General features: G+C 72.4%; 10 protein-coding genes and 1 pseudogene. 6 read left to right on the top strand and 5 right to left on the bottom strand.

All coding sequences use genetic code 11. The annotated features are described in order from the left end of the window. Positions 1-57: 57 nt before the first annotated feature. The 4 genes from J7E93_RS31685 to J7E93_RS31670 form a co-directional block, all read right to left on the bottom strand. Positions 58-1,407, bottom strand: coding sequence for a maltokinase (locus J7E93_RS31685; RefSeq protein WP_215073479.1), 1,350 nt, complete (start codon positions 1,405-1,407; stop codon positions 58-60). A gap of 225 nt (positions 1,408-1,632) precedes the next feature. Next, a complete protein-coding gene (gene treS / locus J7E93_RS31680) occupies positions 1,633-3,375 on the bottom strand; it encodes a maltose alpha-D-glucosyltransferase (RefSeq protein WP_215073478.1) in 1,743 nt (580 codons plus the stop codon). Continuing rightward, positions 3,372-5,366, bottom strand: a complete 1,995-nt coding sequence (locus tag J7E93_RS31675) for an alpha-1,4-glucan--maltose-1-phosphate maltosyltransferase (RefSeq protein ID WP_251067361.1) — start codon at positions 5,364-5,366, stop codon at positions 3,372-3,374. Before J7E93_RS31675 ends, treS begins: the two co-directional genes overlap by 4 nt. A gap of 348 nt (positions 5,367-5,714) precedes the next feature. Further along, complete coding sequence (locus J7E93_RS31670) at positions 5,715-6,653, bottom strand: SDR family oxidoreductase (RefSeq protein ID WP_215073476.1); 939 nt, start codon at positions 6,651-6,653, stop codon at positions 5,715-5,717. 116 nt (positions 6,654-6,769) lie between these two features. Between J7E93_RS31670 and J7E93_RS31665 the strand changes: the two genes are divergently transcribed. The 6 genes from J7E93_RS31665 (at position 6,770) to glgP (ending at position 16,137) form a co-directional block, all read left to right on the top strand. Beyond that, positions 6,770-7,735: an AraC family transcriptional regulator gene (locus J7E93_RS31665; protein ID WP_215073475.1), complete on the top strand. Its 966-nt coding sequence runs from the start codon at positions 6,770-6,772 to the stop codon at positions 7,733-7,735. A 151-nt stretch (positions 7,736-7,886) separates the two neighbouring features. Beyond that, entirely contained in the window at positions 7,887-9,299 is a 1,413-nt protein-coding gene (locus J7E93_RS31660; protein WP_215073474.1) for a 4-hydroxyphenylacetate 3-hydroxylase family protein, read from the top strand. 46 nt (positions 9,300-9,345) lie between these two features. Beyond that, complete coding sequence (locus J7E93_RS31655) at positions 9,346-10,797, top strand: MFS transporter (protein WP_215073473.1); 1,452 nt, start codon at positions 9,346-9,348, stop codon at positions 10,795-10,797. A gap of 83 nt (positions 10,798-10,880) precedes the next feature. Beyond that, a complete protein-coding gene (locus J7E93_RS31650) occupies positions 10,881-12,035 on the top strand; it encodes a monodechloroaminopyrrolnitrin synthase PrnB family protein (protein ID WP_215073472.1) in 1,155 nt (384 codons plus the stop codon). Between the two features lie 11 nt (positions 12,036-12,046). Next, positions 12,047-13,420, top strand: coding sequence for an FAD-dependent monooxygenase (locus tag J7E93_RS31645; RefSeq protein WP_215073471.1), 1,374 nt, complete (start codon positions 12,047-12,049; stop codon positions 13,418-13,420). Positions 13,421-13,560: 140 nt separating this feature from the next. Then, a complete protein-coding gene (glgP, locus tag J7E93_RS31640; RefSeq protein WP_215073470.1) occupies positions 13,561-16,137 on the top strand; it encodes an alpha-glucan family phosphorylase in 2,577 nt (858 codons plus the stop codon). Positions 16,138-16,152: 15 nt separating this feature from the next. Here glgP and J7E93_RS31635 read toward each other — a convergent pair. Next, positions 16,153-16,500 (bottom strand): annotated as a pseudogene (locus J7E93_RS31635) (two-component sensor histidine kinase); the annotation flags it as partial.

Raw genomic sequence — 16,500 nt, 5'->3', positions numbered from 1 at the left:
CCGCCCCGGCGGGACGACGGCCCGCGACGGGGTGGGGAAGGGGCACGGGCGACAGGCTCACTCCGCCCCCGCCAGGCGCTCGATCGCCGCCATCGGGACCGGGAGCCAGTCGGGGCGGTGGCGGGCCTCGTAGACGACCTCGTAGACCGCCTTGTCGGTCTCGTAGGCGCGCAGCAGGGCCGGGTCCGTGCGGGGGTCGGTGCCGGCGGCCTCGGCGTAGCCGGAGCAGTAGGCAGCCCGGCAGCGGGCCGCCCACTCGGCGTTCCAGGGGCGGTGGGTGCGGGCCGCGTAGTCGAAGGAGCGGAGCATCCCCGCGACGTCGCGGACCGCGGGCTGGGGGCGGCACCGCTCCGCGAGCGGCTTCGCGGGCTCGCCCTCGAAGTCGATCACCGACCAGCCGCCGTCCGCCGACCGCAGCGTCTGCCCCAGGTGCAGGTCGCCGTGGACCCGTTGCAGCTGTCCCGCGCCCGCGGTGTCGCCCGCCGCCGCGAAGACGGCCCGCAGGCCCGGTACGTACGGCAGCAGCGCCGGTACCGCCTGGGCGGCCGCGTGCAGGCGCTGGTCCATCTCCCCGGCGAGATGCTCGGTCTGGCTGCGGTGCAGCCTCTCGGTGGGGAGCGCCGCCGCCAGCGCGAGGTGCACCTCGGCCGTGGCCCGCCCCAGGGCGTGCGCCTCTGTGGTGAATTCCTTTCCCTCCGCGAGCGCGTCGAGAGCGAGCCGCCAGCCGTCCCGTGAGTCGCTCAGATAGGGCTGGAGCACACCGAGCGTGTTCGCGCCCGACTCGAACCAGGCCACCGGCTCCGGCACCCGGGCGCATCCGGCCCGGGCGAGGGCCAGCGGCAGTTCCAGATCCGGGTTGGCGCCCGGGCTGACGCGGCGGAAGATCTTCAGGATGTACCTGTCGCCGTACACCAGCGAGGAGTTGGACTGCTCCGCGTCCAGGACCCGCGGGGCGAGGGAGGCGGGCAGGGTGGCCGATCCATGGAAGTGGAGCGGCCCGATCCGGCCTGGTGTGCGCAGGCGTTCGTAGAGCAGTCCGGCGAGCCGCGGGTCGCGCAGCCCTTCGTAGACCGCCCGGCCCGCGAGGGGCCCCTGCCGGATCCGCCCGATCAGGGCGGGGGCGAGGCGAGGGGGCAGCTGGGTCCTCACTCCCAGCAGTAGTTGGTAGCAGTCCGCCGGCGTCTGGGCCGGGCGTGCCGGTTGTTCGACCCGTACCAGCAGATGGAGCAGACCGGGTCCCGTGCCGTCCAGCGGCAGCAGCTCGGTGGCCGCTTCCAGCGTGAATCCGGTGACCCGGCGACCCTTGCCCGCGAACCAGCGCTGCCGGGGCAGCCATTCATGGAGCAGGGGTGCGAGTGACGGAAGGAGGGCGGCCGGGGCCCGGGTGGTGGATGCGGTCTCCGGCATGGCATCGCGTCCTTTCCCCGGGGGGCGCATGAGTGGTTCCAAATGCGCAGAGTGTCCCGGATGGCGGCTTCGGCTGTCCGGCTGTGCGGGACGTGTCGGGCGGGGAAGATCCGTATGGGCCCGACAAGAAGGCCCGTATGGACCTGAATCGCCTGTGTGTGGGACACAGTGCCCAGGGTGGCGCGGGGGAAACCGCCCCACCCCGGGCAGTTGACTGACGATCCGTCAGTCAACGGTCTCGGGGCTCTTCGCCGCACGGCTCTTCTTCAGGCGGAACCAGTAGAAGCCGTGCCCCGCCAGGGTGAGCAGATACGGCCACTGACCGATCGCGGGGAACCGCACCTGACCGATCAGCTCCACCGGGTGCATGCCGTCGAACTGCCGCAGATCCAGCTCCGTCGGCTGTGCGAACCGCGAGAAGTTGTTCACGCAGAGCACCAGGTCGGCGTCCAGCCCCTCTTCGGGCGGGGACTCCCGCAGGAAGGCGAGCACGGCCGGATTGGACGAGGGCAGTTCCGTGTACGAGCCCAGCCCGAAGGCCCGGTTCTGCTTACGGATCTCGATCATCCGCTTCGTCCAGTGGAGCAGCGAGGACGGCGAGGCCATGCCCGACTCGACATTGGTGACCTGGTAGCCGTAGACCGGGTCCATGATGGCCGGCAGCGTCAGCCGACCCGGATCGCAGGACGAGAAGCCCGCGTTCCGGTCCGGCGTCCACTGCATCGGGGTCCGCACCCCGTCCCGGTCACCGAGCCAGATGTTGTCGCCCATCCCGATCTCGTCGCCGTAGTACAGCACCGGCGAACCCGGCAGCGAGAACAGCAGTGCGGTGAACAGCTCCATCTGGTTGCGGTCGTTGTCGAGCAGCGGGGCGAGCCGCCGCCGGATGCCGATGTTGGCCCGCATCCGCGGGTCCTTGGCGTACTCCGCGTACATGTAGTCGCGTTCTTCGTCCGTGACCATCTCGAGCGTCAGCTCGTCGTGGTTGCGCAGGAAGATGCCCCACTGGCAGCGGTCCGGGATCGCCGGCGTCTTGGCCAGGATCTCCGAGACCGGGGTGCGCGACTCCCGCCGTACCGCCATGAAGATCCGCGGCATCACCGGGAAGTGGAACGCCATGTGGCACTCGTCGCCGCCGGAGGGGAAGTCGCCGAAGTAGTCGACCACGTCCTCCGGCCACTGGTTGGCCTCGGCGAGCAGCACCGTGTCCGGGTAGTGGTCGTCGATCTCCTTGCGGACCCGCTTGAGGAAGGCGTGCGTCGCGGGAAGGTTCTCGCAGTTGGTGCCCTCCTGCTGGTACAGGTACGGCACGGCGTCCAGCCGGAAGCCGTCGATCCCCAGGTCCAGCCAGAACTTCAGCGCCGAGAGGATCTCCTCCTGCACCGCCGGGTTCTCGTAGTTGAGGTCCGGCTGGTGCGAGAAGAACCGGTGCCAGTAGTACTGCTTGCGCACCGGGTCGAAGGTCCAGTTCGACGTCTCCGTATCGACGAAGATGATCCGGGCGTCAGGGAACTGCTTGTCGTCGTCGGCCCAGACGTAGTAGTCGCCGTACGGCCCGTCGGGGTTGGCGCGTGACTCCTGGAACCACGGGTGCTGGTCGCTGGTGTGGTTCATGACGAAGTCGATGATCACGCGCATTCCGCGCTGGTGCGCCGCGTCCACGAACTCCACGAAGTCGGCGAGGTCACCGAACTCGGGCAGCACGGAGGTGTAGTCGGCGACGTCGTAGCCGCCGTCCCGCAGCGGCGAATCGAAGAACGGCGGCAGCCAGAGGCAGTCGACGCCCAGCCATTGCAGGTAGTCCAGCTTGGACGTGATGCCCTTGAGGTCGCCTACGCCGTCGCCGTTGCTGTCCTGGAAGGACCTGACGAGCACTTCGTAGAAGACGGCCCGCTTGAACCAGTCCGGGTCACGGTCCTTGGCGGGCGTGTCCTCGAAGGTGTCGGGGACGGGTTCGTTGACAGTCATGAGGTGGGTGACCCTCCGATCGACGGGGACGGTCGCAGAGCGAGGAGATGCGCGGGCGCGACGCCCGGCTCAAGGCGCACATAGTTGGCTCTGCCCCAGTGATAGGTCTCGCCGGTGAGCTCGTCGCGCACCGGTACGGTCTCGTGCCAGTCGAGGCCGAGCTCCGGCATGTTCAACGAGACCGTGGCCTCCTGGGTGTGGTGAGGGTCGAGGTTCGCCACCACCAGAACGGTGTTCGAGCCCGACCGCTTGCTGTACGCGATCACCTGATCGTTGTCGGTCGCGTGGAAGGTGAGGTTCCGCAGCCTGCGCAGGGCCGGGTGCCGGCGCCTGGCCCGGTTCAGCGTGGTGATGAGCGGGGCGATCGAGGCCCCCGAGCGCTCCGCCGACTCCCAGTCCCGCGGCCGCAGTTGGTACTTCTCCGAATCGAGGTACTCCTCGCTGCCGGCCCGCACCGGGGCGCCCTCGCAGAGCTCGTAACCGGCGTACATGCCCCAGGTCGGCGACAGGGTCGCGGCGAGCACCGCGCGCACCTCGAAGGCCGGCCGGCCGCCGTTCTGCAGGTAGGCGTGCAGGATGTCGGGCGTGTTCACGAAGAGGTTCGGCCGCATCTGGGCGGCCGCCTCGCCGGACAGCTCGGTGAGGTACTCCGTCAGCTCCTCCTTGGTGTTGCGCCAGGTGAAGTACGTGTACGACTGCTGGAAGCCGATCGCGCCGAGGGTGCGCATCATCGCGGGCCGGGTGAACGCCTCCGCCAGGAAGATCACGTCCGGGTCGGCCCGGTTGATCTCACCGATCACCCGCTCCCAGAACACGACCGGCTTGGTGTGCGGGTTGTCGACGCGGAAGATCCGTACCCCGTGGTCCATCCAGTGGCGCAGGATCCGCACCGTCTCGGCGACGATCGCGTCCATGGTGTCGGGGGCCCCGTCGAAGTCGATCGGGTAGATGTCCTGGTACTTCTTCGGCGGGTTCTCCGCGTAGGCGATGGAGCCGTCGGGCCGGTGGCGGAACCACTCCGGGTGCTTCTCCACCCACGGGTGGTCCGGGGAGCACTGCAGGGCGAAGTCCAGCGCGATCTCCAGCCGCAGTTCACGGGCGCGGGCCACGAAGGCGTCGAAGTCCTCGATCGTGCCCAGGTCCGGGTGGACGGCGTCGTGGCCGCCCTCGGGCGAGCCGATCGCCCACGGCACACCGACGTCGCTCGGACCCGCCGACAGCGCGTTGTTGGGGCCCTTGCGGTGGGTGGTGCCGATGGGGTGGATGGGCGGGAGATAGACGACGTCGAAGCCCATCGCCGCGATGGCGGGCAGTCGCTCGGCCGCGGTACGGAACGTGCCGGGGACCGTCCTGCCCCGGACCTTCCGCACGCCCTCCGAGCGCGGGAAGAACTCGTACCAGGAACCGAACAGCGCCCGCTCCCGCTCCACCTGGAGCGGCAACGCCGGGGAGGCGCTGACCAGTTCGCGCAGCGGATGGCGGTCGAGCGCCTCGGTCACCTGCGGCGCGAGCGCGGCGGCGAGCCGGGCCGCGGCCGGCCGGGACTCGTCGCGCAACGCGTCCGCGGCGGCGAGGACGGCCTCACGCCCGCCGCCCTTCTTCGGGACGCCCTTCGCCGCACGCTCGTGCAGCGCGGCGCCCTCGGCCAGAACGAGTTCGGAGTCGATCCCCGCCGGGATCTTGATCCTCGCGTGGTGGCGCCAGGTGGCCACCGGATCGCTCCAGGCCTCGACCGTGTACGTCCACAGGCCTTCGGCGTCCGGGGTGACCTCGGCGCCCCACCGGTCGGTGCCGGGGGCCAGTTCGCGCATCGGGGTCCAGGGCCCGGGGCGCCCTGACGGGCCGCGCAGTACGACATTGGCGGCGACGGCGTCGTGGCCCTCGCGGAAGAGGGTCGCCGTCACCTCGAAGGTTTCTCCGGCCACCGCCTTCGCGGGGCGGCGGCCGCAGTCGACCAGTGGGCGGACGTCCAGTACGGGAATACGTCCCATGAGCGGATTCACAGCATCACCTGAGGGTTTACGGGGGTGCGGGTGGTGGTGCGCTCTTTGTAGCTCCGTCGAAGGCTGGCGGGTTGCGGGCATGGCCGCTCCTGTCCGCGTTCACTCGGATGGCGGGTCTACGAGGGTGTACCGGAGGAGCCTTCCCCCAGGTTTCGGGTGGGCAATCCGGCGCTTTGTTAACTACTCGGACGTAGCAGTACGGACAAGCTCACGGCACCGACAAGAAACCGGCCCCGTCCTTGTGGGACGAGGCCGGTCACCCGGGGTCCGGGCCGTGACTCCGGTCCCCGCGAGCGGGAAGCCGAGAGCGGGGGGCGAGGCTGGGCCGGGTGGTGGTCAGTTCTGCGGCGAGGGAGACTCCTCCGTGTCGCTGGACCACACCTGCCACGGCTGACGCGTCACCCACTCGTCCACCGGCGCCGCCTTCACCGTGAGCACCTCCGCGGAGACACCGTCGTCGGCCGCCATCAGCAGCGGGTCGGTGCCCGTCGCCATGTAGTGGTAGATCCCCGCGACACCGGCCGCCGTCTCCGGTCCGAGCAACTGCGCGAGCCCGCGCTCGAAGACGTCCGGCGGCAGCGGCAGATACTGGACCGTGCGGCCCAGCCCCCGCCCGAAGGCGTCCGCCAGCTCCGCCCCCGTCAGCGACCGCTCCCCGCCGATGTCGAAGGTGCGGCCCTCCAGACCGTCCTCGGTCAGCGCCGCGTACACGGCCTCCGCCAGGTCCCGGTGCGACATCCAGGCCGTCGGCGTGGACGCGGGCAGCGGATAGGCCAGGACGCCCTCGTCGACCAGCGCCGGGCCGTTCCACGGCGAGAAGAGATTGTCCAGGTACACCGGCGGCCGGACGACCACCAGCGGCACACCGCTGTCCCGGAGCACCTCCTCCGCGATCCGCCGGGTCTCGAAGGCCGCCACCGAGGTCGGCCCCTGCGGGATACGGGTGTTGGCGTTGTAGACCAGACGCACGAGACCGGCGTCCAGGGCCGCGTGCGCGATGTTCCGGGCGTACAGGCGTACCCGCTCCGGCTCGTACACCAGCGGCATCACCACCGAGGCGTGGGTCATCCCCTCGAAGAGCCGCCGTACGTCCACGGCGCTCGCCAGGTCGCCGGCGACGAAGGACGCACCGGGCAGCGGTGGACGGTCGCCCTCGGGCCGGCGCGTGAGCGTCCGCACCCGGTGGTGCCGCTCCGCCAGCAGACGCGCCACCGCGCCCCCCTGGAAACCGGTCGCTCCCACGACCGCGACTCTCATCGGAATCTGACTGGACATGTGTCGTCGAGGCCCTTCGATAGGCTGTGGCTGCTGCCGTGTCGGCTCTCTCAGGCTGGCGGCGGCGGCTTCGGCCGTTCAATTAACAAACCGGGGCGGAAGTTGAAGGATCGTCCATGGACACCGTGGGAACCGACCGTGACGACCAGCGCGACGACCTCCTGAGCGAGCTGCTGAAACCGCTGCGCCTCACCGGCGTCTTCGACAGCCGGTGGCACGTCCGCGCGCCCTGGGCGATCGAGGGGGACGCCGAACAGAGCTGTGCCGTCCTCCACTACCTCGTCGAGGGCGGCTGCTGGATCACCGGCGAAGGCCAGACCCCCATCCAGCTGCACGCCGGCGACCTCATCGTCTTCCCCACCGGGATGGCCCACCGGCTCTCCGACCGACCCGACCGCCAGGGCGTCCCGCTCAAGGCCGTGCTGCCCGAACGCCAGCCCGGCACCTCCGGCGAGATAGTCATCGAGGGCACCGGCGCCGAGAGCCGGCTGCTGTGCGCCGGACTCCACTACGACGCCAGCGCCGCCACCGGTCTCTACACCTCGCTGCCCTGGGCGCTCGTCCTCGACGGGGCCCAGGTGGACCGGGAGCCGCTGCTCCGCGACACCCTGCGGTTGCTCGCCTCGCCGGACCGGCCCGTCGGACCCGGGGACCGGCTGATCACCCTGCGCGCCTTCGAGATGGCCCTGGTGCTCGCCCTGCGCCCGCTGCTGCGCGAACTCACCGACAGCCCGGCCTCGCTGCCCGTGCTCCGCCACCCCGGCATCAGCCGCGCCATGGTGATGATCTCCACCCGGTTCGCCGAGCCCTGGACCATCGAATCCCTCGCCAGGGAAGTCGGCATGTCCCGCTCGGCCTTCACGGCCGCCTTCCGGGAACTCGTCGGCGAGGCCCCCGCCCGCCACCTCACCGGACGCCGGATGCAGGAGGCCGCCCGGCTGCTCACCGAGACCTCGATCCCGCAGTCCGCCGTCCCGCCCCGAGTCGGTTACCAGAGCGCCGTCGGCTTCCACCTGGCCTTCCGCAAATGGTTCGGAATGACGCCGGGGGAGTACCGCTCCGGCTACGACAACGCCGCCTGACCTCGGGGCATCCGGGCAAAAGCCGCATGAACGGAAGCTGACTGGCCGGTTCTTAAGGACCACTGGACGGACGTTCATTGCCCTGGACGCCACGCACCGTACAGGCTCGGTCACGGCAGAGACGTACACACACGAGGAGAGGCGATAAGCGGTGACGAGGTCCGGGCGGGAATATCTGGAGGCACTGCGCGACGGGCGCGAGATCTGGCTGGACGGAGAGCGGATCAAGGACGTCACCGCGCACCCCGCCTTCCGGGCCGCCGCCGCCTCCTTCGCCGGGCTCTACGACCTCGCCCACGACTCCCCGCACACCCCCGCCCTCGTCGCGGGCGCCGTGCACCGCGCGTACGCCGTGCCCCGCTCGTACGAGGACCTGGTCGCACGCCGCAAGGCGTACAAGGTCTGGGCCGAGGCGAGTTACGGCTTCCTCGGCCGCACGCCCGACTACATGGCCTCCGGCGCGGCCGGATTCGCCGCCGCGCCCGAGGTCTTCACCACCGACTGCTTCGACGGCGCGGAGAACGCCCTCGCCTACCACCGCAGACTCGCCGAGGGCGACCTGTACTGCGCCTTCACCATCACCGACCCCGCCGCCGAGCGGGTCCGGGTGGTGGAGGACCGCGCCGACGGGATCGTGGTGCGCGGTGCGAAGACCATCGGCACCGGGGCGGTCTTCGCCGACGAGATCCTCGTCGGCACGATCGAGCCGCTCGCGCCGGAGGACACCGAGCGCGCGCTCTCCTTCTCGATCCCGGTGGACACCCCCGGCCTCAAGCTGATCTCGCGGACCTCCTACGAGGGGCGGGCCCGGTCCGTCTTCGACCAGCCGCTCTCCGCCCGGTACGACGAGAACGACGCACTGCTCGTGTGCGACGACGTGTTCGTGCCGTGGGAGCGGGTGCTGACCTACCGGGACGTGGCCGCGACCGCCGCGATGTGGTGGCAGACCCCGGCGTACCTCAACTTCGTGCACCAGTCGGCGACCCGCTTCTGGACGAAGCTGGAGTTCCTCACCGGCCTCGCGATCCTGATCGCCCGCTCCAACGGCACGGACAAGCTGCCACCGGTCACCCAGGCGATCGGGCGGCTCCTCGGGATGGTCGCGCAGGCCAAGGCGTTCGTCCTCGCGGCGGAGGCGTCCTGGGAGCCGGTCGACGGCGGCCGGGGCGGGGTGCGGCCCGGGCAGGAGATCTCCTTCGCCCAGCGCATCATGGCCGGCGAGCTGTACCCCCGGGCGGTCCAGGACATCAAGCTGCTCGCGGGCGGGTCCCTCATCCAGACCCCGGCGAGCGGCCGCGATCTGCTCCACCCCGAACTGGGCCCCCTGGTCCGCCAGTACTTCCGCACCCCCGGCCACCCGGCCGAGGACCGGCTCAAGCTCCTCAAACTCGCCTGGGACGCCCTCGGCTCCGAGTTCGCCGGCCGCCACGAGCAGTACGAACGCTTCTACCAGGGCGCCCCGCACGTCTACCTCACCATGCAGACCTGGGCGGGCGCCGCCGACGACTGCGAACGTCTGGCGCAGACCTGCCTGGACGGCTACGACCTCGGGACGACGAGGTGAGGGCGCCAGGGCCGTGGGCGGCCGGCGGGGGGCCGGGGGCCGGGCGGTGACCGTCTCCCGCGCGCCGAAAGGCGCTCTCGCGCTGCTCGCGTCCACGCAGTTGCTGCTGATCCTGGACACCGCGATCGTCAATGTCGCGCTGCCCTCGATCGGGGAGGACCTCGGCTCCGGCTCCGCCGGACTGTCCTGGGTGGCCAACGCGTACCTGATCACCTTCGGCGGGCTGCTGCTGCTCGGCGGGCGCGTCGCCGACCTCCTCGGCCACCGCCGGCTCTTCGTCGCCGGCCTCGGCCTGCTCGCCGCCGCCTCGGCCCTCGGGGCGCTCGCCCCCCACGCGAGCGCCCTGGTCGCCGCCCGGGCCGTCCAGGGCATCGGCGCCGCGCTCGCCGCGGCCGCCGCCTTCGCGCTGCTGCTCGTCCTCTTCCCCCACGGACCGGCCCGCCACAAGGCGCTCGGAGCCTTCGCCGCCATGGGCGGACTGGGCGGAGTCCTCGGCACCGTGTTCGGCGGGGTCCTCACCGACGTCCTCGGCTGGCGCTCCACCTTCTGGCTCAACGTCGTCGTCGCCGCCGTGCTCGGCGCCCTGGCCCCGCGCCTCCTCGACCGGGGGACGGCCCACGCCCGCCACGGCCGGGGCTTCGACCTCGCCGGGGCGCTCACCGCCACCGCCGGCCTCGGGCTCGTCGCCTACGCGCTCGTCGGCGGCGCCGAGAACGGCTGGCTCTCCGCCCCGACCCTGGGCGCCGCCGGCACCGGTCTCGCCCTGCTCGCCGTCTTCGCCGTGGTCGAGGCCAGGACCGCCGTCCCGCTCGTCCCGCCGGCCGTCCTCGCCCGCCCCTCCCTGCGCCTGGCCAACACCCTCAGCGGTCTCGCCCAGATGACGCTCTTCCCGATGTTCTTCCTGGTCAGCCTCTACCTCCAGAGCGTGCTCGGGTACGAGCCCCTCGGCGGCGGACTCGGTCTTCTACCGCTCTCGCTCGTCGTCGTCGCGATCGCCCCGCAGACCGGCCGGCTGATCTTCCGCGTCGGCCTCACCAGGACCATGACCCTCGGATTCGCGCTGCTGTGCGCCGGCACGCTGTGGCTGGCCCTCGCGCTCACCCCCGACGGCACCTTCTTCTCCACCGTTCTCGCGCCGAGCCTGCTCATCGGCGTCGCTCTCCCGCTGGTCATGGTCACCACCAACGTCGCCGCCACGGCGGAGGCGGCCCCCGAGGAGACCGGGCTCGCCTCCGGACTCGTCAACACCAGCCAGCAGTTCGGCTCGGTGCTCGGCCTCGCCATCCTCGTGGCCGTCGCCGCCGCCCGTACCGAATCGGCCACCGCCGCCGCCCAGACCACCGGTTTCCGGGCCGCGTTGCTCCTCGGCGCGACCTTCGCCGCCATCGCGGCGCTGCTCTCGGCACGGTTGCGCCTGCCCGCCCCTGCCCCCGCCACGGCGCCACCGCGCCAGGACCGGGCGGGCGATCCCGCTGCGTCACAGACAAGAGGCGAGTGAGCCGAAGGGGCGCGCGCCGTCGACGCACGAGCCGGGCGCCCCGGAGGTGAACCGAGCCCTCGAAAAGACAGAAGGGCATTCCGTTGACCCTGTACGACCTTGTCGCGCCCGGTCTCGACGAACGCGGCGACCCGCGCTATCGCATAGCCGACATACGCGCGGCCGATCCGCTCGGCGCAGACGCCCTGCTCGCCGCGCTGCCCGGGATGAACGCCGACGCCGACGTCGCCGCGCTCACCGTGGCCCTGCGGGCCCTCGTCCCCGACCCGGACCGGGCCGCCGAGTGGAGCGTCGTCGACGCGCTCGCCGCGATGCGGGACCTCGGCATCCTGCTCGGCTCGCTCAAGCGCCATGGCATCCAGCCTGTCGCCGCCGTCCCCGAGGTCCTGCCGGTCCTCGAACTCCTGGGACAGCGCACCGACATGGTGCCCCGCGACACCGTGCACCACTACACCACCTGGAACCCGCTCGGCCCACGCCAGCGGATGTACACCGGGCACCCCATGGAGGCCCATCTCCAGGAAGCCGTCCGGATGGCGTTCCCCGGCCTCGTCGCCGCCCTCGACACGTGCTCCAGGCTCGCCCGCCTCGAACCGTACGACCCGGGCTTCGCGGTCGCTCTCGACCGCACCGCCCACCACGTCCAGTCGATGGTCGACTCCATCGACTTCACCGTCGCCCATGTCAGCCCCGAGTACTTCGCGCTCACCCTGCGCCCCTACTTCGAGGCGATCGACGTCGCCGGGCGCGACTATCTCGGCCCCGCCGCCGCCCAGGTCCCGCTCTGGCTCGTCGACCTGACGCTCTGGCAGTGCGACCGCTCCCACTCCGCGTACGACGAGTTCCTCGCCGACTCGGTCCAGTACAGCCTGCCGTCCTGGCGGGACTTCCACGCCCGGCACGCCGGCGGCGTCTCCGCCGTCAGCAAGCTCTCGGCGGCCATCAGCTGGGAGAACGTCGACCGGCTCCCCCCGCAACTGGCCGCCTCTGCCCACGCCCTCGGCCGGGTGCTCAAGATCCTCAAGACCTTCCGCGCCCGTCACATCGGCATCGCCCGCAAGGCCTACAGCGACGACCTGCGGCTGTACGACGAGGGCAGCGGCGGCGCACCCGTCGCCCTGCTCCGCTCGATACTCGACCTGACCAGGGACAACGAGACCCTGGTGCGGCGCGCGACCGCCGCTCGCCCCAGGGCCGCCGCTCGCCCCGGCGCCGGTGCCGGCACGCCGGCGGGCTGAGGGAGAAACCGATGACGTCCCATCCCCCGTACGGGACCCCCCGCGAGCCCGCCGCGCCGGACGGCGGGCGTGACCTGCCCGCCGCCGGGCCCCTCCACATCGTCGTCGCCGGCGGCGGCATCGCCGGCCTCACCGCGGCCCTCGCCCTGCACGCCGCCGGGTTCGACCGGGTCACCGTGGTCGAGTCGGTCCGCGAGAGCCGCCCCGTCGGCGCGGGCCTCAACCTCATGCCCAACGCGGTCCGCGAACTGGACGCACTGGGCCTGCTGGACCGCCTCGAAGCCGGCGCCCTGCGCACCCGCGAACTGCGCTACTACCACCGCTCCGGCGGCCTGATCTGCCGTGAACCACGCGGCCTCGGCGCCGGCTACCGCTGGCCCCAGCTCTCCATCCACCGGGCCCACCTCCAGCACGTCCTCGCCGAGGCGGTACGGGAGAGACTCGGCGCCGCGGCCCTCGTCACCGGCGTCCGGGTCACCGGCGTGGAGACCCTGCCCGACGGCCGCCCCCGCCTCCAGCTGGAGCACCGCGACGGCGCACGGCGGGGCCGGGCCTCCCTCGAACCGGACGTCCTCGTCGGCGCCGACGGCATCCGCTCGACCGTCCGCGCCGCCCTCAACCCGGCCGAGGGAAGCCCGCCGTGGAACGGGATGCTGGTCTGGCGGGGCGTCTCCCGGATGCCGGCCCGTGCCGTCGGCACCTTCATGCTCATCGCCGGTGACGACCGGCAGAAGGCCGTCGTCTATCCGATGAGCCGCCCCTCGGGAGGGACCGCCCTGGTGAACTGGGCGCTCGCCCGGCCCGCCCCCACGGCCGACGAGGAGTTCCTGGGCGACTGGAACCGCGCCGTACCCGTGGACACGTTCCTGCACCACTACGAGGGCTGGGAGTTCGACGGCGTCAGCGTCCCCGACGTCCTGAGAGCCGCGGAAGCCGCCCACGAGTACCCGATGGTCGACCGCGACCCCCTCGCCCGGTGGAGCCACGGCCGCACCACCCTGATCGGCGACGCGGCCCACGCGATGTACCCGATCGGCTCCAACGGAGCCACCCAGTCCGTCGTCGACGCCCGCGCCCTCGCCCACGCCCTGGCCCTGAACCCGGACCCGACGGAGGCTCTCGCCGCCTATGAGCGGGACCGCAGACCGGCCACCACCGCGCTCCAGCTCGCCAACCGGCAGCTCGGCCCCGAGGTCGTCATCAATCTGGCCCACCAGCGGGCCCCGCACGGATTCACCGACATCCATCAGGTGATCCCGGCCCAGGAGCTGGCGTCGATCGCCGCCCGCTACGCGGCCACCGGCGCCTTCGACCCGGCCGCCGTCAACCAGGGCTCCCCGTACGAGGTACGGGGCCCGGAGCTGCCCCTCGGCGCGCCGCGCTGACGCCCCTCCCGGGCCGCGGCACGACCCCCGCGCGCCGTGGCCCGGGAGGACCGGGTGGCCTACCGTCTGGTGGATGCAAGGCCGGATGCACAGCGTGGTGCATCCACCCCGCTCCGTAACCCCCTGCGAAGGTGGAACACGTGAAGGCAATCCGTCGATTCACCGTGCGTCCCGTCCTCCCCGACACCCTTCGACCGCTCACCGAACTGGCGCGGAACCTGCGCTGGTCCTGGCACGAGCCGACCCGTGAACTCTTCGAATCCATCGACCCCGACCACGCCGTCCACCCCGGCGGGCGTCGCGACGACGTCGTCGACCCGGTGCGGCTGCTCGGCTCCGTCTCCGCCACCCGCCTCGCCGACCTCGCCGCCGACCAGGACTTCCTGGCCCGGCTGCGCGCCGCGGCCGAGGACCTCGACCACTATCTGCACGCCCCCCGCTGGTACCAGGAGCAGGGAGGCGACCTCCCCGCGGGCATCGCCTACTTCTCGCCCGAGTTCGGCGTCACCGCCGCCCTGCCCCAGTACTCCGGAGGCCTGGGCATCCTGGCCGGCGACCACCTCAAGGCCGCCAGCGACCTCGGCGTCCCCCTGATCGGCGTCGGACTGCTCTACCGGCACGGCTACTTCCGCCAGTCGCTCTCCCGCGAGGGATGGCAGCAGGAGCACTACCCCGTCCTCGACCCCGGCGAGCTGCCCGTCGGCCTCCTCCGCGAACCCGACGGCACGCCCGCCCGGGTCACCCTCGCCCTGCCCGGCGGCCGCAGCCTGCACGCCCACATCTGGACCGCGCAGGTCGGCCGCGTACCGCTGCTGATGCTCGACTCCGACGTGGAGGAGAACGCCCCCGCCGAACGCGACGTCACCGACCGGCTGTACGGCGGCGGCAGCGACCACCGGCTCTTCCAGGAGATGCTCCTCGGCATCGGCGGCGTCCGCGCCGTCCGCACCTACTGCCGCCTCACCGGCGCCCCGGCACCGGAGGTCTTCCACACCAACGAGGGCCACGCCGGCTTCCTCGGCCTCGAACGCATGCGCGAACTGGCGGGCGAGGGTCTGGACTTCGACGCGGCCCTGGAGACCGTCCGCGCCGGCACGGTCTTCACCACCCACACCCCCGTCCCGGCCGGCATCGACCGCTTCGAGCGCGCCCTGGTCGCCCGCCACCTCGGCGAGGACGGCGAGCTGCCCGGGGTCGACGTCGGCCGCATCCTCGCCCTCGGCGACGAGACCCCGCTCGGCGGGGAGCCCGGACTCTTCAACATGGCCGCCATGGGCCTGCGCCTGGCCCAGCGCGCCAACGGCGTCTCCACCCTGCACGGGGCCGTCAGCCGGGAGATGTTCGCCGGGCTCTGGCCCGGCTTCGACCCGGAGGAGGTGCCCATCACCTCGATCACCAACGGCGTCCACGCGCCGACCTGGACCGCGCCCGAGGTCGGGCGCCGAGCGGAGGGCGCGGACGACCGGGAGCTCTGGGAGCTCCGGCGCACCCTGCGCGAGCAACTGGTCACCGAGGTACGGGAACGGCTCCGGGCCTCCTGGCGGCAGCGCGGCGCCGTGGGCGCCGAACTCGGCTGGACCGACTCCGTCCTCGACCCGGACGTACTGACCATCGGCTTCGCCCGCCGGGTCCCCTCGTACAAACGGCTGACCCTGATGCTGCGCGACCCGGAACGGCTGCGGGCGCTGCTGCTGCACCCGGAACGGCCCGTGCAGCTCGTCGTGGCCGGCAAGGCGCACCCCGCCGACGACGGTGGCAAGCGGCTGGTGCAGGAGCTGGTGCGGTTCGCCGACGACCCCCGGGTGCGGCACCGGATCGTCTTCCTGCCCGACTACGGCATGGCCATGGCGCGCAGGCTGTACCCCGGCTGCGACGTGTGGCTCAACAACCCGCTGCGCCCACTGGAGGCGTGCGGGACCAGCGGCATGAAGGCCGCCCTGAACGGCTGCCTCAACCTCTCCGTCCTGGACGGCTGGTGGGACGAGTGGTTCGAGCCCGACTTCGGCTGGGCCATCCCGACCGCCGAAGGCGCCGCCGCGGCGGACGAGGAGCGCCGCGACGACCTGGAGGCGGCCGCGCTCTACGAGCTGATCGAGCGGCAGGTCGCGCCCCGCTTCTACGACCGCGGCGCGGACGGGGTGCCGGTCCGCTGGACGGAGATGGTCCGCAGGACGCTGAACGAGCTCGGCCCGAAGGTGCTCGCCGACCGCATGGTGCGGGCGTACGTCGAGGGGCTGTACGCGCCGGCGGCCCGCGCCCATCGGGCCCTGACCCCGGCCACGGCCCGCGAACTGGCCGACTGGAAGGGCCGGGTGAGGGCCGCCTGGCCCAAGGTCGCGATCGACCACATCGAGGTGGGCGAGGTCGGTGAGGACCTGGCCGACGCGGAGCTCGGCGCGACGACCGCGGTACGGGTGCGGGTGACGCTCGGCGACCTCCTCCCCGACGACGTGGAGGTCCAGGCGGTCACCGGCCGGGTCACCCCCGACGACGCCCTCACGGACCCCCGGGTCTGCATCCTGAAGCCCGCGGGCGGCCCGGACCTGGAGGGCCGCCGGCCCTACGAGGGCTCCCTCGTCCTCGACCGCACGGGCCCCTTCGGCTGCACGGTCCGGGTGCTCCCCTCGCACCCGCTGCTCGCCTCTCCGGCGGAACTGGGGCTCGTGGCCCTGCCGGCGGAGACGACGGGACAGGCGGCGGGCGTGCTGCTCCGCTGACGCGCGGCCGGCCGGTCAGGGCACCTCGCTCCTGGAGGTGAGGTGCCCGCCGGTGAAGCAGAGCCGGTACACCGGGATCGCGGCGAGGAGCGTGGTCCGGTAGTAGAGACACTCGTCCGCCCCGGGCGGTTCGGCCGGAGCCCGTCCGGGCGGGCCGTCCAGGGGCCGGTCGGGCAGGTGTTCGCCGGCCTCGGCGCGTGACTGGCCCACCCGGAGCCGGGCGTACTCCTCGGGCTCCAGATACGACTGGTGCTGGGTGTGGAGCGCCACACCGGCCATCAGCAGGGCCAGCGCGGCGAGCAGGGCCGACGGGATCCAGATCGCCTGGGCCAGGCCCCTGCGCACCTGGCGGCGCGCCCGGTC

Source organism: Streptomyces sp. ISL-36 (genome assembly GCF_018614205.1).
Lineage (GTDB): Bacteria > Actinomycetota > Actinomycetes > Streptomycetales > Streptomycetaceae > Streptomyces.
The sequence above is the reverse complement of the archived record's forward strand: the minus strand, read 5'-3'. Positions and strand labels throughout refer to the sequence as shown.